22 protein-coding genes and 1 pseudogene are annotated in these 22,443 nt (G+C 44.1%); 22 read left to right on the top strand and 1 reads right to left on the bottom strand.

Annotated features, from left to right (window positions below; all coding sequences use genetic code 11):
* Positions 1 to 12 precede the first annotated feature (12 nt).
* From fliD to fliJ, 12 genes are all read left to right on the top strand, one after another.
* Positions 13 to 1,383 carry a flagellar filament capping protein FliD gene (fliD, locus tag L5L98_RS06215; protein WP_263139376.1) on the top strand — a complete coding sequence of 457 codons (1,371 nt, stop codon included), beginning with the start codon at positions 13 to 15 and terminating at the stop codon, positions 1,381 to 1,383.
* A gap of 30 nt (positions 1,384 to 1,413) precedes the next feature.
* Positions 1,414 to 1,734 (top strand): flagella biosynthesis chaperone for FliD, FliT, encoded by a 321-nt coding sequence (locus L5L98_RS06210; protein WP_263139374.1) that lies wholly within the window; start codon positions 1,414 to 1,416, stop codon positions 1,732 to 1,734.
* Positions 1,735 to 1,740: 6 nt separating this feature from the next.
* A complete protein-coding gene (fliS, locus tag L5L98_RS06205; protein WP_212600932.1) occupies positions 1,741 to 2,151 on the top strand; it encodes a flagellar export chaperone FliS in 411 nt (136 codons plus the stop codon).
* Between the two features lie 286 nt (positions 2,152 to 2,437).
* Positions 2,438 to 3,871, top strand: a complete 1,434-nt coding sequence (locus L5L98_RS06200; protein WP_283090761.1) for a sigma-54 dependent transcriptional regulator — start codon at positions 2,438 to 2,440, stop codon at positions 3,869 to 3,871.
* 109 nt (positions 3,872 to 3,980) lie between these two features.
* The gene (locus tag L5L98_RS06195) at positions 3,981 to 5,063 is read left to right on the top strand and encodes a sensor histidine kinase (RefSeq protein ID WP_263139372.1); all 1,083 of its coding nucleotides are present in this window, start codon (positions 3,981 to 3,983) and stop codon (positions 5,061 to 5,063) included.
* A complete protein-coding gene (locus L5L98_RS06190; protein ID WP_198572626.1) occupies positions 5,056 to 6,399 on the top strand; it encodes a sigma-54-dependent transcriptional regulator in 1,344 nt (447 codons plus the stop codon). Before L5L98_RS06195 ends, L5L98_RS06190 begins: the two co-directional genes overlap by 8 nt.
* A 231-nt stretch (positions 6,400 to 6,630) precedes the next feature.
* On the top strand, positions 6,631 to 6,966 hold the full coding sequence (gene fliE / locus L5L98_RS06185; RefSeq protein WP_028761191.1) for a flagellar hook-basal body complex protein FliE: 336 nt from the start codon (positions 6,631 to 6,633) through the stop codon (positions 6,964 to 6,966).
* A 45-nt stretch (positions 6,967 to 7,011) separates the two neighbouring features.
* Positions 7,012 to 8,694, top strand: coding sequence for a flagellar basal-body MS-ring/collar protein FliF (gene fliF, locus L5L98_RS06180; RefSeq protein ID WP_263139440.1), 1,683 nt, complete (start codon positions 7,012 to 7,014; stop codon positions 8,692 to 8,694).
* A complete protein-coding gene (gene fliG / locus L5L98_RS06175) occupies positions 8,687 to 9,739 on the top strand; it encodes a flagellar motor switch protein FliG (RefSeq protein ID WP_028761189.1) in 1,053 nt (350 codons plus the stop codon). Before fliF ends, fliG begins: the two co-directional genes overlap by 8 nt.
* The gene (gene fliH / locus L5L98_RS06170; protein ID WP_263139365.1) at positions 9,726 to 10,721 is read left to right on the top strand and encodes a flagellar assembly protein FliH; all 996 of its coding nucleotides are present in this window, start codon (positions 9,726 to 9,728) and stop codon (positions 10,719 to 10,721) included. Before fliG ends, fliH begins: the two co-directional genes overlap by 14 nt.
* A complete protein-coding gene (gene fliI, locus L5L98_RS06165) occupies positions 10,690 to 12,027 on the top strand; it encodes a flagellar protein export ATPase FliI (protein ID WP_028761187.1) in 1,338 nt (445 codons plus the stop codon). Before fliH ends, fliI begins: the two co-directional genes overlap by 32 nt.
* Before the next feature lie 29 nt (positions 12,028 to 12,056).
* Positions 12,057 to 12,503, top strand: a complete 447-nt coding sequence (gene fliJ / locus L5L98_RS06160) for a flagellar export protein FliJ (protein ID WP_028761186.1) — start codon at positions 12,057 to 12,059, stop codon at positions 12,501 to 12,503.
* Positions 12,504 to 12,698: 195 nt separating this feature from the next.
* Here the strand turns inward: fliJ and L5L98_RS06155 are convergent, their stop codons facing one another.
* A complete protein-coding gene (locus tag L5L98_RS06155) occupies positions 12,699 to 13,697 on the bottom strand; it encodes a hypothetical protein (RefSeq protein WP_263139362.1) in 999 nt (332 codons plus the stop codon).
* A gap of 445 nt (positions 13,698 to 14,142) precedes the next feature.
* On the opposite strand from L5L98_RS06155, the pseudogene L5L98_RS22440 reads away from it, so the two are divergent.
* From L5L98_RS22440 to flhA, 10 genes and pseudogenes are all read left to right on the top strand, one after another.
* Positions 14,143 to 14,628, top strand: a pseudogene (locus tag L5L98_RS22440) (flagellar hook-length control protein FliK); the annotation flags it as partial.
* 84 nt (positions 14,629 to 14,712) lie between these two features.
* Positions 14,713 to 15,240, top strand: a complete 528-nt coding sequence (gene fliL / locus L5L98_RS06145; RefSeq protein WP_263139356.1) for a flagellar basal body-associated protein FliL — start codon at positions 14,713 to 14,715, stop codon at positions 15,238 to 15,240.
* A 39-nt stretch (positions 15,241 to 15,279) separates the two neighbouring features.
* On the top strand, positions 15,280 to 16,308 hold the full coding sequence (gene fliM, locus L5L98_RS06140; RefSeq protein ID WP_105251943.1) for a flagellar motor switch protein FliM: 1,029 nt from the start codon (positions 15,280 to 15,282) through the stop codon (positions 16,306 to 16,308).
* A gap of 11 nt (positions 16,309 to 16,319) precedes the next feature.
* The gene (gene fliN, locus L5L98_RS06135; protein WP_028761182.1) at positions 16,320 to 16,700 is read left to right on the top strand and encodes a flagellar motor switch protein FliN; all 381 of its coding nucleotides are present in this window, start codon (positions 16,320 to 16,322) and stop codon (positions 16,698 to 16,700) included.
* 30 nt (positions 16,701 to 16,730) lie between these two features.
* Positions 16,731 to 17,159 carry a flagellar biosynthetic protein FliO gene (fliO, locus tag L5L98_RS06130; protein ID WP_105251944.1) on the top strand — a complete coding sequence of 143 codons (429 nt, stop codon included), beginning with the start codon at positions 16,731 to 16,733 and terminating at the stop codon, positions 17,157 to 17,159.
* On the top strand, positions 17,156 to 17,902 hold the full coding sequence (gene fliP, locus L5L98_RS06125; RefSeq protein ID WP_028761180.1) for a flagellar type III secretion system pore protein FliP: 747 nt from the start codon (positions 17,156 to 17,158) through the stop codon (positions 17,900 to 17,902). The genes fliO and fliP overlap by 4 nt, the downstream gene beginning before the upstream one ends.
* Positions 17,903 to 17,920: 18 nt before the next feature.
* Entirely contained in the window at positions 17,921 to 18,190 is a 270-nt protein-coding gene (gene fliQ / locus L5L98_RS06120) for a flagellar biosynthesis protein FliQ (protein ID WP_012587225.1), read from the top strand.
* 4 nt (positions 18,191 to 18,194) lie between these two features.
* Positions 18,195 to 18,992, top strand: coding sequence for a flagellar biosynthetic protein FliR (gene fliR / locus L5L98_RS06115; protein WP_028761179.1), 798 nt, complete (start codon positions 18,195 to 18,197; stop codon positions 18,990 to 18,992).
* A gap of 18 nt (positions 18,993 to 19,010) precedes the next feature.
* Positions 19,011 to 20,141, top strand: a complete 1,131-nt coding sequence (gene flhB / locus L5L98_RS06110; protein WP_263139353.1) for a flagellar biosynthesis protein FlhB — start codon at positions 19,011 to 19,013, stop codon at positions 20,139 to 20,141.
* 195 nt (positions 20,142 to 20,336) lie between these two features.
* Positions 20,337 to 22,436, top strand: a complete 2,100-nt coding sequence (gene flhA, locus L5L98_RS06105) for a flagellar biosynthesis protein FlhA (RefSeq protein ID WP_028761177.1) — start codon at positions 20,337 to 20,339, stop codon at positions 22,434 to 22,436.
* The last annotated feature ends 7 nt before the right edge of the window (positions 22,437 to 22,443 follow it).

Genomic DNA, 22,443 nt, shown 5'->3' with positions numbered 1-22,443 from the left:
TGAGAGGTCTATATGGCATTAACAGCGACAGGCATGGGATCTGGCCTTAAAATTAGTGAAATTGTGCAAGTTTTAGTTGATGCCGAAAAAACACCGAAAGAAGCGATGTTTAATAAAACAGAAGACAGCATCAAAGCAAAAGTTTCTGCCATGGGAACCTTAAAAAGTGCGTTGTCTACGTTTCAAGATGCCCTAAAAAAACTTCAAACTGGCGATGCCCTCAATCTGCGTAAGGTTTCTGTTAGTAATCAAACTTATTTGTCAGCAACAACAGACAAAACTGCACAAGCGGGTAGCTATGGTATTAAAGTTGAGCAACTTGCGGTAAATCATAAAATTGCTGGAAAAAATGTTGCAGATCCTGCATTACCTGTAGGTGAAGGGAGCCTTGATTTTGGTATCAATGGTAAGAATTTCTCCATTGATGTTTCGGCTACCGATTCACTTGCTGCGATTGCTAAAAAAGTTAATGAATCCCCAGATAATGCGGGCGTAACTGCAACTGTTATTACCAGTGATGCAGGCAGTCGATTGGTTTTTAGTTCAGATAAGTCAGGTGAAGACAATCAAATTAGTATTACAGCTAATGACACGACTGGAACTGGACTAAATGATATGTTCGGTGCTGGTAATATCTCCACGCTTCAAGATGCTAAAAATGCAGTTGTTTATATCGATAATCAGAAAGTTACCTCGCAAACTAATGAAGTTAAAAATGCAATTACAGGTGTGACGTTAAACTTAACTGATGCCGATGTTTCTAAGACGACTACGTTAAAAATTGAACAAGATGATGATGCAGTAAAGACAAATGTGAAAGCTTTTGTCGATGCCTACAATAGTTTAGCGACTGCAGTTGATAAAATGTCATCCTATGATAAAGAGAAAAAAACAGCAGCTGCATTACAGGGCGACTCTATGATCCGTTCTATAGAATCGCAACTCCGAAGTATATCGAGTGAAAGAGTGCCAACTGATAGTGGCAGTTCGATAGCATTATATGATATTGGTATAAAAACAGATAGATATGGTAAGTTGTCTGTCGATGACACTAAACTTAATAAAGTCATCTCTGAAGATATGGCCAGTGTTGAGGCATTATTCTCGACACCAGATAAAGGGCTTGCTAATCGCTTTAATGATCTTGCTGATAGTTATGTCAAGTCTCGAGGATTAATTGCCTCACGTCAAACCGGATATACTAATCAACAAAGCCAGCTTACTGATAGAAGAGAAGCTTTCACGCTTAAGATGGATCAACTAACAGCCCGTTTAACAAAGCAATTTAATGCAATGGATCTAGTCGTTGGAAAACTAAATCAGCAGAGCAGTGGTCTTGTTGATCGTTTGAATTCGCTTCCTGGAGCTGTTAAAAAACGATAGTGAAATTATAAATGAGTAAGGGGAGTATAAGTGAAACAACTCGATGAGCTTAATGTCCTTTTGAGTGAAATTTTAAATAAACTGACTCAGCTTTCTGCTGAAGAGTCTCAATCTGACGAGTTGGTGTCGAACTTGCAAGTACTGGTTGGAGAGCGTCAAATTTTACTCAATGTATTAGTGGCTGATGCTAATATGACAGATGTTGATTATCTTCAACATCAGCTTGAACTTACTCAAGAGTACACAAGTAAAGCAAGTGTTGTTATGGCAGATAGGCAAGCATTATTACATGCAGGTAATAAGAATAAGCGCCAGATTAGTGTTTATGAGACTATAGATTTAAACAGGTAGGTGTTTATGAGAGGATCACTGCAATCGTATCGTAAGGTGTCTTTAGAGAGTGAAATTACTGTTGCGTCACCACATCGTATTATTCAGCTTATGTTTGCGGGGGCACTACAACGTTTAGCACAAAGTCGTCTTGCGATTGAACAAAATGACTTGTCTAATAAAGGTATGTACATTGGCAAAGCTATTGGAATTATTACTGGTTTAAACAATAGCTTAGATATGGATGCTGGTGGCCAGATAGCTAGAAATTTGAGTGATTTATATGACTTTATGTTGCGTAGAATTTCTGAAGCTAACCTAAATAATGATGTGAAAGCGATTGATGATGTATGTGATATTTTACGTACTATCAAAGAAGGTTGGGATGCAATTCCTGCAGATAAACATAATATTTCTGCACATTCTGAAGCGGGTTAATATCTTATTTCGTGATTAAAAATAGACGCACTGGTTGCGTCTTTTTTTGGCTAAAAGTCAAAGTATTGACGTTTTAGACTAGAATCATGATGTAAATGAACTAAAATCAATTCAGTTTGGCATAAACCTCATCTGAGGCTTGCTTCTCGTCTGCTGATAATACAATATTCATCACAAGTAGTGATGGTGGCACAGATTGTTACATTGAATTTGTTAAGCTTTTACAGCAACTAATCATAAATAATTAATGCGAATTAATACATATTAGAGCTTTACGGCCTACTGAATGATGCAAACAGATCAACGAATTTTACTTATCGGCCCTCCATCAGAGCGATTAAATCGCCTGTGTTGCATTTTGGATTTTTTAGGTGAGCAATTTGTACAAATTGACACCGAAAAATTAAGTGCTAGCCTCCAAGATACCCGTTTTCGAGCTTTAGTTATCCTAACTGATGTTATGGATGCTGATGGGCTTAAAAACATCGCAGGTCAACATCCATGGCAACCTATGCTGTTGCTTGGCAATGTTGACAATCTGCAAGTGTCTAATATTCTTGGACATATAGAAGAACCTTTAACGTATCCTCAGCTCACTGAATTATTACACTTTTGCCAAGTATTCGGTCAAGTTAAACGGCCTCAAGTCCCTACTAGTGCGAATCAAACAAAGTTATTCCGAAGCTTAGTGGGACGCAGTGATGGTATTGCGAATGTGAGGCACTTGATAAATCAAGTAGCAACATCTGAGGCAACCGTGCTTGTTCTGGGTCAATCAGGTACAGGTAAAGAAGTGGTCGCCCGTAATATCCATTATTTGTCTGAGCGCCGTGACGGTCCATTTATCCCTGTTAACTGTGGTGCTATACCGCCTGAGTTATTAGAGAGTGAGCTATTTGGTCATGAAAAGGGGTCATTTACGGGGGCAATCTGTTCTCGTAAAGGCCGTTTTGAATTAGCTGAAGGTGGTACACTATTTCTCGATGAAATAGGAGACATGCCACTACAAATGCAAGTTAAATTACTCCGTGTGCTGCAAGAGCGGGTATTTGAGCGCGTTGGTGGTACTAAGACTATTAATGCTGATGTACGCGTAGTTGCTGCGACACATAGAGATTTAGAAACCATGATCAGCGTTAATGAGTTCCGTGAGGATCTTTATTACCGCCTAAACGTATTCCCGATTGAAATGCCCGCGTTGTGTGATCGCAAGGACGATGTGCCTTTGCTATTACAAGAGTTAGTTAGCCGAGTCTATAACGAAGGCCGTGGTAAGGTGCGTTTTACGCAGCGTGCGATAGAGTCGCTGAAAGAACATGCTTGGTCGGGCAACGTGCGCGAGCTGTCTAATTTAGTCGAACGCCTCACCATTTTATATCCGGGTGGATTGGTCGATGTTAACGATTTACCTGTCAAATATCGCCATATCGATGTGCCCGAATATTGTGTAGAGATGAGTGAAGAGCAACAGGAACGTGATGCTTTAGCTTCTATCTTTAGCGATGAAGAGCCGGTTGAAATCCCTGAAACGCGTTTCCCTAGTGAGTTGCCGCCTGAAGGTGTGAACCTTAAGGATTTGTTAGCAGAACTAGAAATAGACATGATACGTCAGGCGCTAGAGCTACAAGATAATGTCGTAGCTCGCGCTGCTGAAATGCTTGGAATACGCCGTACAACGCTTGTAGAAAAAATGCGTAAGTACGGAATGACCAAAGATTAGTTTTCTATTTTATTGTTATATAAGTTGTTTTAACCTCTAAAGTTCAATTTCCAATTTGGCATAGATACTGCAGTCACCCCGTCATAAGCAATTTTTTGACGGAGTGACTATGTCAGCCAACCCACTAGCGCAAATTGAGTCATTCAAGCACACTAGCAAACAATGGAACCAACTGCGTGAGGCCGCGAATATGTCCAATCGAATGGAGCATATTTTACAGGCTATGCCATCCGGCGTGGTGATTATCAATGGCGACGGTATAGTCACGGATGCAAATCCGGTTGCAGTTGAGTTACTTGAGCGCTCCTTGTGTGGTGTTCGCTGGATTGATGTGATTCACAGTGCCTTTGCGCCGCAGGACGATGATGGCCACGAAGTGTCACTGCGTAATGGCCGCCGCGTTAAATTAGCGATTACGCCATTGACGCCAGAGCCTGGTCAATTAATTGTGCTAACTGATCTGACTGAAACTCGGTTATTACAGAAAAATATCTCCCATTTACAACGTTTATCTGCACTGGGCAAGATGGTAGCAACTTTGGCTCATCAGGTGCGCACGCCTTTATCTGCCGCTTTGTTATACGCTTCAAACCTTGCGAGTCCGAAGTTATCCGATGCCGCTAAAGCGAAATTCCAACAAAAACTTGTTGATAGACTCAATGAACTCGAGCGGCAGGTTAACGACATGCTATTGATGGCGAAAGGTCGTCAGGATGAACTTGGAGATCTAATCTCATTGGCTGAGGTTATCGACAATGTTTTGGCAAATTGTGAGCCGATAGCGGCAAAGCAAGGCTGTGACTTGTCATTTGATGATGCATCAAGCAGCTCGATGTTAGCTAATTCCAATGCATTAAGCTCGGCGATTAATAATTTAGTCATGAACAGCATAGAAGCCGGAGCAACTGAAATTCGTATCCAAGCGAAGGAAGAGGGCGAACGGTTATTATTGGACGTCATCGATAATGGTAAAGGCTTAGACGCCACTATGCAGCAGAAGGTATTTGAACCTTTCTTTACGACTAAGTCGCAGGGAACTGGGCTTGGGTTAGCCGTTGTGCAATCTGTGGTGCGCAATCATGGGGGGCAACTGCAACTCAGTTGTGTACCGAATAAAGGCTGTACTGTGTCTTTAGTATTCCCACGGGCTAAATCCGCGGTGATATTACCTTTGGAGATTACCCATGTCTGAAGCAAAGTTATTGCTCGTTGAGGATGATGCTTCATTACGTGAAGCCTTGTTTGATACCTTAATGCTGGCTCAGTATGAGTGTGTTGATGTTGCCTCCGGTGAAGACGCTATTTTAGCCTTGAAACAACATCAGTTTGATTTAGTTATTAGCGATGTGCAGATGCAAGGTATTGGTGGTTTAGGTTTATTGAACTACCTGCAGCAGCATCATCCTAAGTTGCCAGTGCTGTTGATGACGGCCTACGCGACTATTGGTAGCGCGGTGAACGCTATAAAATTAGGCGCTGTTGATTATTTAGCCAAACCTTTTGCACCAGAAGTGTTACTCAATCAAGTCTCACGCTATTTGCCATTAAAACAAAATGTGGATCAGCCCGTCGTCGCTGATGAAAAAAGTTTAGCCTTATTAGCACTTGCTCAACGGGTTGCCGCCTCCGATGCCTCTGTCATGATCTTAGGTCCTAGCGGTTCGGGTAAAGAGGTTTTGGCCCGTTATATTCATCAACACAGTAGCCGTGCTAATCAAGCCTTTGTGGCCATTAACTGTGCCGCTATTCCTGAGAACATGCTCGAAGCCACCCTTTTTGGTTATGAAAAGGGTGCATTTACAGGGGCTTATCAAGCGTGTCCGGGGAAATTTGAGCAGGCTCAAGGTGGCACTTTGCTGCTCGATGAAATCTCTGAGATGGATTTAGGCTTACAAGCTAAGTTGTTGCGGGTTTTGCAAGAGCGTGAAGTTGAGCGTTTAGGTGGCCGTAAAACCATTAAGCTCGATGTGCGCGTGCTTGCCACATCCAATCGTGATTTAAAGGCAGTGGTCGCAGCTGGCGGATTTAGGGAAGATCTCTACTATCGAATTAACGTATTTCCTTTAGCTTGGCCTGCGTTAAGTCAACGTCCTGCAGATATTTTACCTCTTGCGCGTCATTTACTGGCTAAACATGCTAAGGCATTGAATGTTGCCGATGTGCCTGAGTTGGATGAGAATGCGCGTCGACGTTTATTGAGTCATCGCTGGCCTGGGAACGTACGTGAACTCGACAATGTGATCCAGCGTGCTTTGATATTAAGAGCCGGTCAATTGATCACTGCCAATGACATTATTATCGATGCGCAGGATGTGATTTTAAGCGGTGAAGATCTAGACCCATTTTCTTCTGAGCCAGACGGTTTAGGTGAAGAGCTCAAAGCTCAAGAACATGTGATTATTTTAGAGACCCTTAATCAATGCCAAGGAAGTCGTAAGTTAGTCGCCGAAAAGCTAGGAATTAGCGCACGAACCCTAAGATACAAGATGGCAAGGATGCGTGATATGGGGATCCAACTGCCAAATTAGTCTATAAATTCAAGTTATCATCCCGCAGCCTCCACATTGAGTGTGAGGCTGTATTTATTAAAAAACACAACCGCAAAAGTGGCCCATTTCATCCAAAATCCTTAGATATTGGCATCTTCTTATCCCGTCAATTTATTATCAATCACGACCATCTGAAAACTTGGCCGTTATTTTGCATTGTCCCGTTATCGGTATTTTGATCGTCAAGAATTCGACGACTGGGAGCTCAGCATGCAAATAGGCGCAAATTCATTCCTGCAGGAAATGCAGAAACTCCAAGGCGAAATAACGCCGTCGTTTGGCGTTCAGCCAAATATCATGCAGCAAGTGAATAACACCAGTGGTGCAGACTTCGGTCAGTTGCTATCGCAAGCCGTCGGCAATGTCAGCGGCTTACAGTCCGCATCGTCAAACCTCGCGACACGTTTAGAGATGGGTGATACTACCGTTTCTTTATCAGACACTGTGATTGCCCGTGAGAAAGCGAGTGTTGCTTTCGAGGCGACAGTGCAAGTGCGTAATAAGCTTGTCGAAGCCTACAAAGAAATAATGAGCATGCCTGTCTAGGCCAGTGAATAACCCAATTAGCAGGTACGAATCGTGAGTACAGAAATGATTGTCGGATCCAATTCTGGTTTAGCTGACCAAGGTGTCCAGCAAGAACATAAGTCAGGAATGATGGGAAATCTTGGCGGTGTCGATATGATGCGCCAAGTGACTATGATTTTAGCCTTAGCGATTTGTTTAGCCTTGGCGGTATTTGTCATGCTGTGGGCGCAGGAGCCAGAGTATCGTCCATTGGGTAAAATGGAAACTCAGGAAATGGTTCAAGTGCTAGATGTACTTGATAAAAATAAAGTTAAGTACCAAATCGACGTGGACGTTATCAAAGTTCCTGAAGATAAATATCAAGAAGTCAAAATGATGTTGAGCCGTGCTGGTATCGACAGTCCTGCAGCCAACCAAGATTTTTTGAATAAAGACAGTGGCTTTGGTGTCAGCCAACGCATGGAACAAGCTCGTCTTAAGCATAGCCAAGAAGAAAACCTCGCCCGTGCGATTGAGCAACTACAAAGTGTCAGCCGTGCCAAAGTCATTCTTGCGTTACCTAAAGAAAACGTCTTCGCCCGCAATGCCTCTAAACCGAGTGCAACTGTGGTGATCAATACCCGTCGCGGTGGTTTAGGCCAAGGTGAAGTCGATGCTATCGTCGATATTGTTGCTTCTGCAGTACAAGGTTTAGAACCATCAAGGGTGACGGTAACTGACTCTAACGGCCGTTTATTGAACTCGGGTAGCCAAGATGGCGCGTCTGCGACGGCTCGGCGTGAACTTGAATTAGTACAGCAAAAAGAAGCTGAATATCGCACTAAGATTGAATCGATTCTGGTGCCAATTCTAGGTCCTGATAATTTTACCTCTCAAGTCGACGTCAGTATGGATTTTACTGCTGTTGAGCAAACATCAAAGCGTTTTAACCCTGATTTACCGGCACTGCGCAGTGAAATGACAGTTGAAAATAACACCACTGGCGGCTCTTCTGGTGGGATCCCTGGCGCGTTATCCAATCAACCGCCAATGGAGTCAAATATTCCAGAAGATGCGACTAAAGCGACCGAGTCTGTCACCGCAGGTAATTCGCACCGCGAAGCGACCCGTAACTTTGAATTAGATACCACCATTAGCCATACCCGCCAGCAAGTTGGTGCAGTGCGCCGTATTAGTGTGTCAGTCGCGGTGGACTTTAAACCTGGTGCCGCTGGAGAAAATGGTCAAGTAGCCCGTGTTGCCCGTACCGAACAAGAACTGACTAATATCCGTCGTTTGCTTGAAGGCGCGGTTGGTTTTAGTTCACAACGGGGTGATGTGCTGGAAGTGGTAACCGTTCCCTTTATGGATCAATTGGTTGAAGATTTACCCGCACCTGAACTTTGGGAGCAACCTTGGTTTTGGCGTGCGATTAAGCTTGGGATTGGTGCGCTAGTGATTTTGGTGCTGATTCTAGCTGTGGTACGTCCTATGCTGAAACGCTTGATCTATCCTGACAGTGTGAATATGCCTGAGGATGGCAGATTAGGTAATGAATTAGCCGAAATTGAGGACCAATATGCGGCTGATACGCTAGGGATGCTCAATACTCAAGAGGCGGAATACAGTTATGCTGACGATGGCTCAATTCATATCCCTAATCTTCACAAAGATGATGATATGATTAAAGCTATCCGTGCGCTCGTGGCGAATGAGCCTGAGCTCTCTACTCAAGTCGTGAAAAACTGGTTACAAGACAATGGCTGAGAATAAAACGAAAGAAGTGGCTCCTGCGGCCGCACCGGCCTTTAATATCAAAGATATTAGTGGCGTTGAAAAGACCGCTATCTTACTCCTCAGTTTGAGTGAGGCTGATGCTGCATCCATTTTAAAACACTTAGAGCCGAAGCAAGTGCAAAAAGTGGGTATGGCCATGGCGGCAATGGATGAGTTTGGTCAGGAAAAAGTTATCGGGGTACATAAGCTGTTTCTTGATGATATTCAAAAGTATTCTTCAATTGGTTTCAACAGCGAAGAGTTTGTCCGTAAAGCCTTAACCGCTGCGTTGGGTGAAGATAAAGCGGGTAATCTGATTGAACAGATTATCATGGGCAGTGGCGCTAAAGGTTTGGACTCGTTGAAGTGGATGGATGCACGCCAAGTGGCGACCATTATTCAAAACGAACATCCACAGATCCAAACCATTGTGCTGTCTTATTTAGAACCCGATCAAGCGGCGGAAATTTTTGGTCAATTCCCTGAGAATACCCGCTTAGACTTGATGATGCGTATTGCAAATCTTGAAGAAGTACAGCCTGCCGCACTGCAAGAGTTGAACGACATCATGGAGAAACAGTTCGCCGGTCAAGGTGGCGCCCAGGCCGCGAAAATGGGTGGCTTAAAAGCGGCTGCCAACATAATGAACTACTTAGACACGGGTATCGAAAGCCAGTTGATGGAAACCATGCGCGAGTCTGATGAAGAAATGGCGCAGCAAATCCAAGATTTGATGTTTGTATTTGAAAACTTAATCGATGTCGATGACCGCGGTATTCAAGCCCTGTTGCGTGAAGTGCAGCAAGATGTACTGATGAAGGCGCTCAAAGGCACAGATGATCAGCTGAAAGAAAAAATCTTGGGTAACATGTCAAAACGTGCCGCTGAATTGTTGCGTGATGATCTTGAAGCCATGGGCCCAATCCGCATCAGTGAAGTGGAAGTCGCCCAAAAAGAAATCCTGTCTATTGCTCGTCGCTTAAGTGACAGCGGCGAAATCATGTTAGGCGGCGGTGGTGGCGATGAGTTCCTCTAATCCGAGCGATAATAAATTGTTGAATAAGGTCTTGAGCGAAGGAGATGTCGAATTTAGTCACTGGGCGCTGCCAGATGTGACTGAAGCCGATGATGATTCTATCTCAAATCTGTTCGGCCATTCTAATCATCAAGCCGCTAAGTCGACTACTGTGGAAAGTGTTTCTCCACCGACTATGGCTGAGATTGAAGACATTCGCGCCCAAGCCGAAGAAGAAGGCTTTAGCGAGGGTAAGCAGCAAGGGTATGAGCAAGGGCTAGAAAAAGGGCGTTTAGAAGGGTTAGAGCAGGGCCATACTGAAGGGCTCGCCCAAGGGCATGAGCAAGGATTAGAAACCGGTTTAGCCCAAGCAAAAATATTGCTCTCGCGTTTTGAAACCTTATTAGCCCAATTTGAAAAACCATTGCAATTACTCGATGGCGATATTGAACTTTCGCTACTGAACCTGAGTATGACATTAGCGAAATCTGTCATTGGCCACGAATTAAAAACTCATCCAGAACAAGTGCTTTCGGCATTGCGTTTAGGTATAGAATCGCTGCCGATAAAAGAGCAAACGGTCACAATCCGCTTGCATCCTGATGATGTTATTTTAGTCGAACAACTTTATTCCAGCGCTCAACTGACCCGAAGTAAGTGGGAACTTGAAGTTGACCCTTCCTTAAGCCCAGGTGACTGTATTCTCAGTAGTCATCGTTCTTTAGTCGATTTGACCCTCGCATCGCGTATCGATGCTGTATTTGAGTCCTTACGGAACCAACATGCTCACTTAAGTGACAAGCAGCGTCAATTGCAAGAGGCGATAGAGGTTGAAGATACCGCTAAACACGTTGCTGCTTCTGAGGCTGTGGGATCAGAGCTTGATGATCAGGTTGTCGATACGGTTTCTCAACATGCTGAGGATATACAATCTGCCTCAAACACAGGTGAGCAATTAGAGGCAAAATCAGATGCAAAATCGCCAACATCAACTGCTGAATAGGCTTAATCATCATCAGGGTAAGGTGCCGCCATTTCGCGCAGTGGCCAGTGGTCAACTGGTGCGTGTTGTCGGCTTAACCTTAGAAGCAAGCGGTTGCCGTGCGCCTGTGGGCAGTTTATGTTCGATCGAAACTATGGCGGGCGAGTTAATCGCCGAGGTGGTCGGGTTTGATGGCGAACTATTATATTTAATGCCCATTGAAGAATTACGTGGTGTATTGCCCGGTGCGCGGGTTGTGCCTTTGGGGGAACAAACTGGACTCAATGTTGGTTTATCCCTACTAGGACGCGTACTCGATGGTAACGGCGTGCCTTTAGATGGTTTAGGCGCGTTGCAAACCGACCAACAAGCGCCAAGACATAGCGCTGCCATTAATCCTTTATCTCGCCGTGCCATTACTGAACCGCTGGACGTTGGCGTTCGCGCTATCAACGCTATGCTGACCGTGGGCAAAGGCCAACGTATGGGCTTGTTTGCGGGCTCAGGTGTTGGTAAGAGTGTGCTCTTAGGTATGATGACTCGCGGTACTACCGCCGACATTATTGTGGTTGGGCTAGTGGGTGAGCGTGGCCGGGAAGTGAAAGAGTTTATTGAGGAAATTCTTGGTGAGAAAGGTCGAGCGCGTTCGGTCGTTGTTGCTGCGCCTGCGGATACATCGCCTTTGATGCGCCTTCGCGCCTGTGAAACCTCGACTCGTATTGCCGAATACTTCCGCGATTTAGGCTATAATGTTTTATTGCTTATGGACAGTTTAACGCGCTACGCCCAAGCGCAGCGTGAAATTGCTTTGGCTGTGGGTGAACCGCCTGCGACTAAAGGTTATCCGCCTTCTGTGTTTGCAAAATTGCCACGTTTAGTTGAGCGCGCCGGAAACGGTGGCCCTGGGCAAGGTTCAATTACGGCATTTTATACTGTGTTGACGGAAGGAGACGATCAACAGGATCCCATTGCCGATGCTTCGCGGGCGATCCTTGATGGTCACATTGTCTTGTCACGTTCGCTTGCGGATTCGGGGCACTATCCTGCAATTGATATTGAAGCTTCTATTAGCCGAGTCGCACCTATGGTGATCTCCAATGAACATTTGGAGGCGATGCGCCGCGTGAAACAAACCTATTCTTTGTATCAGCAAAATCGAGATTTGATTTCTATTGGGGCCTATGCCCAAGGAAGCGATCCTCGCATTGATAATGCGATACGACTGCAGCCAGCAATGAATGCTTTTTTGCGACAAACCATGCGTGATGCATTTAGCTTTGCCGATAGCCAAGTCATGCTTGGGCAACTTGCTGCACAGTGCAAATAATGGCGTCATCGAATTAATTGAGGTCTAGTATGGCTAACGCCGATCCCTTGTTGTTAGTGTTAAAGCTTGCCAATGATGCCGAAGAACAAGCGGCTTTATTGTTAAAATCTGCGCAGTTAGAGTGTCAAAAACGGTTGAATCAACTCAGTGCTCTGAATAACTATCGCTTAGAATACATGAAGCAAATGCAATCCCAGCAAGGTCAAGCCATCAGTGCTAGTCACTATCACCAGTTTCACCGTTTTATTCGTCAGATCGATGACGCTATTATCCAGCAAAATCGCGTCGTAGCCGACGGTGAAAAGCAAAAAGAATATCGACAACAACATTGGTTGGAAAAGCAAAAAAAACGTAAGGCAGTAGAATTACTCTTAGCCAGTAAAGAGAAGAAGCGTCAAGTGGTTGAACAAAAAAGGGAGCAAAAAATGACCGATGAATTTGCTTCCCAGCAATTTTATCGCCGTCATCAACGTTAGTGAAATGATAGGCATCTTTACTGCTCGCTAGCCGGATAGGCTCTTTAGTTTTTTTGTATTGATGGCATAAGCATCAATTCGGCACCTCTCAGTGTTAATTCTTTTCGATATGCTGTCGTAAAATCTGATGTTTTGGCATCTTATTTGCTTTGATTTAGTCCATGACCCTGCAACCGCAGTGTTTAATTGACGTTTCTACCTAGCCATTTCTTTTTTTGCTGGGTGATGTTTGGGAGCACTTATGCAACAAATGACCAATATCCTGTTAAGTAAAACAGGCAACTCTGCGGCCAATTCCGCTAAGACATCTTCCCAAGAGTCTAATAATGAAGACTTTTCATCTACACTTGCGTCAGTCACCGCTAGCTCATTTTCTATTTCTGCGTCTAAAAAAACCATTGCTAACACTGATGATACTGTGCAGGTTACCTCTGCTGATAAAGTAAAATATGACGATATATCAACTGATGACGCCGACGTAAATCTCATTTTTGCCCAAATTAGCATGGCAAATGATATGAAGAAAACGGCATCAGATGGAGATAGTTTGCCGCTAGCATTTTTAAATGCTGAAGAAAATATTGATACTTCATCAGCTTTATTAACCGCCGCAGCATTGGCATCTACTGTTTCTGATAATTCAACATTGGCATCTACTATTTCTGCTGATTTAGCATTGGCATCTACTGTTTCTGATAATTCAACATTGGCATCTACTATTTCTGCTGATTTAGCATTGGCATCTACTGTTTCTACTGTTTCTACTGTTTCTACTGATTCAGCATTGGCCTCTACTGTTTCTACTGTTTCTGCTGATTCAGCATTGGCACCTACTGTTTCTGATAATTCAACATTGGCACCTACTATTTCTGCTGATTTAGCATTGGCATCTACTGTTTCTACTGTTTCTACTGTTTCTACTGTTTCTACTGTTTTTGCTGAGATTGAACTGGCATCAGATATGGATGCCGATGAAGCGGGTTTTTCTGCTGAATTACAAAAGTTAGTTTCTACTAGTCCAGATATGGCAGCAATTTCAATCGCAGATGACGTGAAACCATCATCTTTGACTGATAAGTCACTCGTACATATTCTCCCCATAGACCCAAATATACTTGAAGCGTCAGCGGATAGTGATGCTGTGATTGATCCAAATTTGACCGATGACGCTTCAGAATTACCTTCAGAAGACACTGAGCTTGTCTCTGCCACTGAAGTCGGGGTGAGTATAGATGAGTCTTTAGTTGAGAATGAGGTCACACTTAATGCTGTGATTAATCAAGCGGGCTTAGCGAACAGTGCAACGATAAAGTCGGCAACCAACACTGCGGCAAAAGCAACGACTAGCAGCTCGACAGTGAATAGTCCCAATACGGGTAATATCGCGACCTCGGGAAATACTTTCGACCTGAATGCCTTAGGCTCTTCAATTTCATCTGAACCATTAGATACAACATCTGTAACAGAAAGTGATCTTGATGGGAGCCCCAATTCCGATTTGGCTGCTAACCTATTACTGAAAGATGCTAAATTGACGGTTGCGATGGATATTCCCAGAGACGAAAGTTTTATGGATGATAGTAGTAATACTTTCTCAGAACTTAAGTCGACATCATCCATACAGACATTCTCGATGTCACAATTAAATCGCCAAGAAACCATGCAAGTTCAGCTGTCATTGCGTCAAGGAGTAGAACAGCAAAACCAAATGCAGGAGATGATCCAACGATTTTCACCTGTGATGAAGCAGCAATTGATTACTATGGTGAGTCAAGGCATCCAACATGCGGAAATCCGGCTCGATCCCCCTGAGCTTGGGCATATGTTGGTAAAGATCCAAGTGCATGGCGACCAAACCCAAGTACAGTTCCATGTTACTCAGCCGCAAACGCGTGATCTGGTTGAACAAGCTATGCCAAGATTACGTGAGTTATTGCAAGAGCAAGGGATGCAGTTGGCTGACAGCCATGTTTCTCAAGGCGATCAAGGTGAGCGTCGGGAAGGTAGTTTCGGTGATGGCGGCAGTTCAAATGCGGCTGATATGGATGAAATCTCGGCAGAAGAGTTACATTTAGGTTTAAATCAAGCGATTAGTGTAACTTCAGGTATAGATTATTACGCTTAAGCAGGTAACCTATAGCAATGACTGACATAATTACGTTTCAAATAAAACTGTAATGAGTTTCCGCCTAAATTAAAGAGAATAGTGATGGCTAAGGAAGAATCGTTAGAACTTGAAAGTACTGAAGAGCCTAAGAGTAAGAAGAAACTATTTATTTTTGCTGGTGTAGGCGTTTTAGTCGCGCTGTTAATCGGTGGCGGCGTCTGGTTCTTTATGGGAAGCGGTACCGAAGAGGTTCCCGCCGTAGCTGCCGATGGTGCAGTTCAGGTTGAAGCCCCAGTATCAGGAGTAGTGGCTACCGCATCATACGTGCCTATGCCGCGTCCTTTCTTATTCAACTTACCAGGGCCTGATAGGGCTCGTTTAGTTGAGATTAAAGTGCAGCTTATGGTGCGTGGTACCGATGATGATGTGCTAACACAAAAACATATTCCGCTGATTGAAGATGCGCTTTTAACGACCTTTAGTGGTGCAGATGTGCAAAAGCTCAGCACGCAAGCGGGGAAAGATGAGTTACGGCAGTTAGCACTTTTGAGTGTGCAAAATACTCTACAGTCAGTAACTGGGCGTAAGGTTGTCGAGAAAGTACTATTTACAGGTTTTGTAATGCAATAATCCTTTAACTTCAGCACCAAAAGAGGCGAAGGCAATATAGTGAGTGATTTATTAAGCCAAGACGAAATTGATGCGCTATTGCACGGGGTTGATGACGTTGATGATGACGAAATTGACGCTGTTGGAGAAGATGCCCGTTCCTACGATTTCTCTTCCCAAGATCGAATAGTTCGTGGGCGTATGCCGACGCTGGAAATCGTGAATGAGCGTTTTGCGCGCCATTTGCGCATCAGCATGTTTAATATGATGCGCCGAGCGGCCGAAGTGTCGATCAACGGTGTACAGATGCTCAAGTTTGGTGAGTACGTACATACGCTTTTTGTTCCAACTAGCTTGAATATGGTGCGTTTTAGCCCACTCAAAGGCACAGCATTGATCACCATGGAAGCGCGACTGGTATTTATCCTAGTGGATAACTTCTTTGGTGGCGATGGGCGTTTCCATGCCAAGATTGAAGGGCGAGAATTTACGCCGACAGAAAGACGAATCGTGCAGTTACTGCTTAAGATTATATTTGAAGATTATAAAGATGCTTGGGCGCCCGTAATGGATGTTGAGTTTGATTATTTGGACTCTGAAGTCAATCCCGCCATGGCGAACATTGTTAGTCCTACCGAAGTTGTGGTGATTAATTCATTCCATATTGAAGTCGATGGAGGCGGTGGTGATTTTCATATCACTATGCCTTACTCCATGATTGAACCTATCCGAGAGTTACTCGATGCGGGTGTGCAAAGTGACAAGCAAGATACTGATATGCGTTGGTCACAGGCATTACACGATGAAATCATGGATGTGAAGGTCGGGTTCGATGCCAATATTGTTGAACATGAATTAACGCTCAAAGAGGTCATGAATTTTAAAGCGGGCGATATTATTCCGATTGAGTTACCCGAGTTTATCATGATGAAAATCGAGGATTTACCGACATATCGTTGTAAAATGGGCCGTTCTAGAGATAACCTAGCGCTTAAAATATGTGAGAAAATCCCTCGGCCAGAGACAGTTAAATCTGAGCTGCAATTGGTGACGCGTAAGGGTAAATCTCGTGATATATCAGAATTATAAGGTGAAGTAAGATGAGCACAGACGATACGGATGATTGGGCTGCAGCAATGGCAGAACAAGCGTTAGAAGAAGCCAACGCAATTGAACTCGATGAGCTGGTTGATGATTCAAGACCTATTTCTAAGGCTGAAGCGGCTAAGTTAGATACAATTTTAGATATTCCTGTCACCATTTCGATGGAAGTGGGCCGTAGCTATATTAGTATTCGAAACTTATTACAACTTAACCAAGGTTCTGTGGTTGAGTTAGATAGAGTCGCAGGTGAACCGTTAGATGTGATGGTCAATGGCACGCTTATCGCTCACGGTGAAGTGGTGGTGGTAAACGATAAATTCGGTATTCGCTTAACGGATGTGATCAGTCAAACTGAGCGAATTAAAAAGCTTAAATAATACGAGATGTAAAAGTCGTTGGAACTTTAAATGAGCACATCGGTAATACAGAGTTTAGTGGTAGCGGTTCAAGCGAGCGCAGATAGCCTCGGTGGGGAAGGCGCAGCGAATATTGCTTCAATAGCGCCTGCTGCTACAAAAATGGCAGAACCTTCTCAAGTTGCGACCTTAGCAAGTATGTTAGGTGGCTTGATTCTGGTTTTATTATTAATTTTCGCGTTAGCTTATTTACTGAGAAGGTTTAATTTAGTCCCCACGACCAATGGCGTACTAAAGACCATTGCTGTGACTTCCCTCGGTCAAAAAGAGCGTTTAGTCTTGGTTCAGGTGGGCGAACAGCAATATTTGCTTGGGGTTAGCTCGCAGCAGGTGAGTTTGATTGATAAGTTAGCTGAACCTATCCATCTAGAAGCTGATTCGTTTGCGAGTCGATTACGCCAGGCGAAATTAAAACAATGACAACACGTATCCTCGCGTTAGTTGGGTTAGTTATGCTGCTATTGATGCCGTCAGCATGGGCCGCAGATGGCGTCTTACCTGCTGTAACAGTAACAACGGCGCCAGACGGCTCAACGGAATATTCGGTCACAATGCAGATTTTACTGCTGATGACATCGCTGAGTTTTTTACCTGCGATGCTCATCATGTTGACCTCTTTCACGCGGATTATCATTGTCCTGTCGATATTACGCCAAGCCATTGGATTACAACAGACTCCATCTAATCAAGTCTTAATTGGCATGAGTTTGTTCATGACTTTTTTTATCATGGCACCGGTATTCGACCGGATTTATGATGAAGGGGTGAAGCCTTATATCGATGAGCAATTAACCTTGCAGCAAGCGTTTGATAAAGGGAAAGAGCCGCTGAGAGGCTTTATGTTGGGCCAAGTAAGAACGACGGATTTAAAGACCTTTATTGAGATTTCTGGCTATAAGGATATTAAGTCTCCCGAAGAAGCACCCATGAGTGTGTTAGTGCCCGCTTTCATTACCAGTGAGTTAAAAACCGCATTTCAGATTGGCTTTATGCTATTTGTGCCTTTTTTAGTACTCGATTTAGTGGTGGCGAGTATCTTGATGGCTATGGGTATGATGATGTTATCTCCCATGATAGTGTCGCTGCCGTTTAAGATCATGTTGTTTGTGCTCGTAGATGGTTGGAGCTTAGTCCTCGGGACATTAGCGAATAGTTTCGGATAGCCAAGGGAGAGTAAACACATGAGTCCTGAGGCGCTAATTGATATTTTTCGTGAAGCTCTCGCTGTTATCGTCATGATGGTGTCTGCTATTGTGTTGCCTGGGCTGGGAATTGGGTTGATCGTTGCTGTGTTTCAAGCGGCGACTTCTATTAACGAGCAGACCTTAAGTTTCCTTCCGCGTTTGTTAGTGACACTTTTTGGCCTAATGTTTATGGGACATTGGTTAGTTGAAACCCTGATGGACTTTTTCATCGAGATGGTGAATCGCATTCCTCAAGTGATAGGCTAACGCGATGGAGCTGCTGCTCGATACCTTAATGCAAACCATTGCCGCTTATATTTGGCCATTGTTTCGCGTCGCGAGCATGTTGATGGTCATGGTAGTATTTGGGGCGGCAACGACACCAACTCGAGTGCGTTTATTATTGGCGATGGCAATTACCTTTGCGATAGCACCTGTTCTTCCTCCAACTCAAAATGTGGATTTATTTTCGTTAAGCGCAGTATTCATCACGGCGCAGCAAATTATTATCGGTGTTGCCATGGGGTTTGTGACTCAAATGGTGATGCAAGTCTTTGTGCTCACTGGACAGATCATTGGTATGCAGACCAGTTTAGGCTTTGCCTCTATGGTTGACCCTGGTTCTGGCCAACAAACACCCGTTATTGGTAACTTTTTTCTTTTATTGGCGACATTGATTTTCTTAGCAGTGGACGGCCATCTTTTGATGATCCGTATGCTAGTGGCAAGCTTTGAAACTTTGCCGATTTCTAATCAAGGCTTAACACTGACAAGTTATCGATCGCTGGCTGATTGGGGGTCGTATATGTTTGGTGCGGCACTCACTATGTCGATATCTGCGATTATCGCCTTGTTATTAGTCAACTTGTCCTTCGGGGTCATGACCCGCGCCGCGCCGCAATTGAATATTTTCTCTATTGGTTTTCCGATCACTATGATTGGTGGACTGTTTATTCTGTGGTTAACCCTAACACCGGTAATGGCACACTTCGATGAAGTATGGTCGACGGCTCAAGTGCTGCTTTGCGATATGTTAGCGCTCCAATGTAACGCTGATGGCTTGATATGATGGGATTAGGAGAAGCCCATGGCTGAAGAGTCAAGTGATGAACGTACAGAGGAACCCACGGGGAGGCGTCTAGAACAGGCGCGAACAAAAGGACAGATTGCACGTTCGAAAGAACTTGGAACTGCAGCGGTATTAATTTCGGCAGCATGTGGGTTTTATATGCTAGGCCCAAGTTTGGCCATTAGCCTAACTCGGGTGTTTGAAATTGTATTTACCATGGATAGGGCGCAAATTTTTGATACGAATGAAATGTTCAAAGTGTGGGGCGTTGTTGTGAGTGAAATAGCCTGGCCCATGGCTAAAATTATGCTACTGATTGTGGTTGTTGCGTTTATCGGTAACGTCTCTCTTGGAGGGATCAATTTTTCGACCCAAGCTATGATGCCAAAAGCCAGTAAAATGAGTCCCCTTGCTGGTTTTAAACGTATGTTTGGCGTACAGGCTCTGGTTGAACTCACCAAAGGTATTGCAAAATTTTCGGTAGTAGCGTTTTCTGCTTATTTTTTATTAAGCTTCTATTTCAATGACATTATGTTGCTGTCTAGCGACCATCTTCCAGGTAATGTTTACCATGCATTAGATTTGTTGGTTTGGATGTTTATCCTGTTATGTTCCTCGATTTTGTTTATTGTCGTCATCGATGTGCCGTTCCAAATTTGGAATCACAACAAGCAACTTAAGATGACCAAACAAGAAGTAAAAGATGAATATAAAGACACTGAGGGTAAACCTGAGGTGAAAGGGCATATACGGCAGATGCAACGTGAACTAGCACAAAGGCGTATGATGGCTGAAGTGCCAAATGCCGATGTGATTGTCGTTAACCCTGAGCATTTTGCTGTTGCGATTAAATACGATGTGCAGCGCTCTGCGGCTCCCTTTGTGATAGCGAAAGGTGTTGATGATGTGGCTTTTAAAATACGTGAGATTGCCCGCGCGCACAATATTGCGATTGTTTCGGCCCCACCACTTGCAAGGGCGATTTACCATACGACTAAGTTAGATCAGCAGATCCCTGAAGGTTTGTTTACTGCTGTCGCACAGATTTTGGCTTATGTATTCCAGCTGCGCCAATATCAAAAAGGACGCGGTCGTAAACCTATTCCTGTCCCACTCAATCAACCTATACCTGATGAATTGAAATACTAAATACTAACCACTAACCACTAGCCTCTGATGGTAGTCATTGGTAAAGCTGATGATGTCGAGTTCATTTGTTTTTTATGGCTAATTTTATGTATATCAATCAGTCACAGTACATATCTTTCCTTCATTAATGGCTTCAATCTTGTTGGCGCGTTTTTTGCTTTATGCTATGACACGTCAAAGTTTAGGTTATAGCGAATGGATGTTAAAGCGACTCTTGGTCAAGTAAAACAAATTAGGCTCAGCACTTTTAAAGGCATTGGCACGCCGGTGGTTGTGCTTGCTGCATTGGCCATGATTGTTTTACCCATCCCTCCATTTCTATTAGACATACTCTTTTCATTCAACATTGCGTTAGCTCTCATCGTATTGCTGGTGGCTATTTATACCGATAGACCCTTAGATTTTGCTGCCTTCCCAACTGTGTTACTGGTGGCGACGTTATTACGCCTTGCGCTCAACGTTGCCTCTACTCGTGTGGTTTTACTTGAGGGTCATAATGGCGGTGATGCCGCGGGTAAGGTGATTGAAGCCTTCGGTTCTGTGGTGATCGGTGGTAACTATGCCGTTGGTCTAGTGGTCTTTATCATTTTGATTATCATCAACTTTGCGGTGGTGACTAAAGGTGCAGGTCGTATCGCAGAAGTCAGTGCCCGCTTTACCTTGGATGCTATGCCTGGTAAGCAAATGGCAATCGATGCTGACTTAAATGCTGGAACCTTAAATCAAGACCAAGCGAGAATACGCCGTGCCGAAGTGACCCGTGAAGCCGATTTCTATGGTGCGATGGACGGTGCGTCCAAATTCGTTAAAGGGGATGCGATTGCCGGTATCATGATCTTAGTGATCAACATCGTAGGTGGTTTTATCATAGGGATTGTGCAGCATGGCTTAAGTTTCTCGGAAGCGGTTGAAATTTATACCTTACTGACTATCGGTGATGGTTTAGTGGCGCAGATCCCTGGTCTATTATTGTCAATCGCCGCAGCCTTGATGGTGACTCGTCAAAACGAGTCAGGTGATATGGGCCAAATGATGATGAGTCAGATGTTTGACAGTCATAAGTCATTGGGTATCGCCGCCGGAGTCCTGTTTGTAATGGGTATTGTTCCTGGTATGCCGCACATGGCGTTTTTAAGCTTTGCCTTTATGACTGCTGGTGCAGCTTATTTTGTTTATAAACGAAATGAAAACAAACGTCTTAAAGCGCTAGAACAAGTGAAATCGGGTCCAATAGAAAGACAAGATAAAGAGCCTAAAGAGCTAGGTTGGGACGATGTACATCATGTTGATACTATTGGTCTTGAGGTTGGATATCGTTTGATCCCTCTGGTAGACAAGGGCCAAGGTGGCGAGTTACTAAGCCGCATTAAAGGCGTGCGTAAAAAGTTGTCTCAGGAACTAGGCTTCTTAGTGCCCGCGGTGCATATTCGCGATAACTTAGATTTATCGCCTAATGCGTATCGCATTTCATTAATGGGCGTCGTCGTCGGAGAGGCAGATATTCGTCATGATTGCGAATTGGCGATTAATCCTGGTCAAGTCTATGGCAAACTCGATGGTATCGAAACGCGCGATCCCGCTTTTGGCCTAGAAGCGGTATGGATCGCTCCTGAGTTACGTGAGCACGCACAAACATTAGGTTATACCGTCGTCGATGCCGCCACTGTTGTTGCAACTCATATTAGTCAATTACTCACAAATAATGCCGCTAAGTTGTTAGGCTACGAAGAAGTGCAACAACTGATGGATATGCTTGCGAAACACTCACCTAAGCTGGTTGATGGCTTTATTCCAGATATCATGCCACTAGGACATGTCGTAAAAGTGATGCAGAACCTATTAAATGAAGGGGTTTCAGTTAGAGACTTGCGTACTATAGTGCAAACTTTGTTAGAATATGGCACTAAGAGCAATGACACTGAAGTCTTGACTGCCGCTGTACGTATCGCTTTGAAACGTATGATAGTTCAGGAAATCTCAGGCCCAGAGCTCGAAATCCCCGTCATTACTTTGGCGCCAGAGTTGGAACAGATGTTGCATCAGTCAATGCAAGCAACCGGTGGCGATGGTCCTAATATTGAACCCGGTCTTGCAGAACGCATGCAGCAGTCCCTTGCCGATGCGGCTCAAAAGCAAGAAATGGTCGGACAACCCGCCATATTGTTGACGTCAGGTATGTTACGCGCGACGCTGTCACGCTTTGTTAAACATACTATTCCTAATCTCAGAGTCATTTCATACCAAGAAATACCTGATGAGAAGCAAATACGTATCGTATCTGCAGTCGGCCAGTAGAGGACGC

The sequence above is a fragment of the Shewanella sp. SM23 genome (genome assembly GCF_025654295.1).
In the GTDB taxonomy this organism is placed as follows: domain Bacteria; phylum Pseudomonadota; class Gammaproteobacteria; order Enterobacterales; family Shewanellaceae; genus Shewanella; species Shewanella oncorhynchi.
Note: the sequence above shows the minus strand (reverse complement) of the source record. Positions and strands in the feature narration are given on the sequence as shown.

Excerpts from the sequence above, each read along its gene's own strand:
- fliQ (WP_012587225.1), top strand. The coding sequence starts at position 17,921 with ATGAGTCCTGAGGCGCTAATTGATATTTTTCGTGAAGCTCTCGCTGTT.
- fliL (WP_263139356.1), top strand. The coding sequence starts at position 14,713 with ATGGCTAAGGAAGAATCGTTAGAACTTGAAAGTACTGAAGAGCCTAAG.
- fliJ (WP_028761186.1), top strand. The coding sequence starts at position 12,057 with ATGGCTAACGCCGATCCCTTGTTGTTAGTGTTAAAGCTTGCCAATGAT.
- fliO (WP_105251944.1), top strand. The coding sequence starts at position 16,731 with ATGAGCACATCGGTAATACAGAGTTTAGTGGTAGCGGTTCAAGCGAGC.
- fliF (WP_263139440.1), top strand. The coding sequence starts at position 7,012 with ATGATTGTCGGATCCAATTCTGGTTTAGCTGACCAAGGTGTCCAGCAA.
- fliI (WP_028761187.1), top strand. The coding sequence starts at position 10,690 with ATGCAAAATCGCCAACATCAACTGCTGAATAGGCTTAATCATCATCAG.
- fliS (WP_212600932.1), top strand. The coding sequence starts at position 1,741 with ATGAGAGGATCACTGCAATCGTATCGTAAGGTGTCTTTAGAGAGTGAA.
- fliR (WP_028761179.1), top strand. The coding sequence starts at position 18,195 with ATGGAGCTGCTGCTCGATACCTTAATGCAAACCATTGCCGCTTATATT.
- fliN (WP_028761182.1), top strand. The coding sequence starts at position 16,320 with ATGAGCACAGACGATACGGATGATTGGGCTGCAGCAATGGCAGAACAA.
- fliD (WP_263139376.1), top strand. The coding sequence starts at position 13 with ATGGCATTAACAGCGACAGGCATGGGATCTGGCCTTAAAATTAGTGAA.
- L5L98_RS06200 (WP_283090761.1), top strand. The coding sequence starts at position 2,438 with ATGATGCAAACAGATCAACGAATTTTACTTATCGGCCCTCCATCAGAG.
- fliH (WP_263139365.1), top strand. The coding sequence starts at position 9,726 with ATGAGTTCCTCTAATCCGAGCGATAATAAATTGTTGAATAAGGTCTTG.
- L5L98_RS06195 (WP_263139372.1), top strand. The coding sequence starts at position 3,981 with ATGTCAGCCAACCCACTAGCGCAAATTGAGTCATTCAAGCACACTAGC.
- fliG (WP_028761189.1), top strand. The coding sequence starts at position 8,687 with ATGGCTGAGAATAAAACGAAAGAAGTGGCTCCTGCGGCCGCACCGGCC.
- flhB (WP_263139353.1), top strand. The coding sequence starts at position 19,011 with ATGGCTGAAGAGTCAAGTGATGAACGTACAGAGGAACCCACGGGGAGG.
- fliP (WP_028761180.1), top strand. The coding sequence starts at position 17,156 with ATGACAACACGTATCCTCGCGTTAGTTGGGTTAGTTATGCTGCTATTG.
- flhA (WP_028761177.1), top strand. The coding sequence starts at position 20,337 with ATGGATGTTAAAGCGACTCTTGGTCAAGTAAAACAAATTAGGCTCAGC.
- fliE (WP_028761191.1), top strand. The coding sequence starts at position 6,631 with ATGCAAATAGGCGCAAATTCATTCCTGCAGGAAATGCAGAAACTCCAA.
- L5L98_RS06190 (WP_198572626.1), top strand. The coding sequence starts at position 5,056 with ATGTCTGAAGCAAAGTTATTGCTCGTTGAGGATGATGCTTCATTACGT.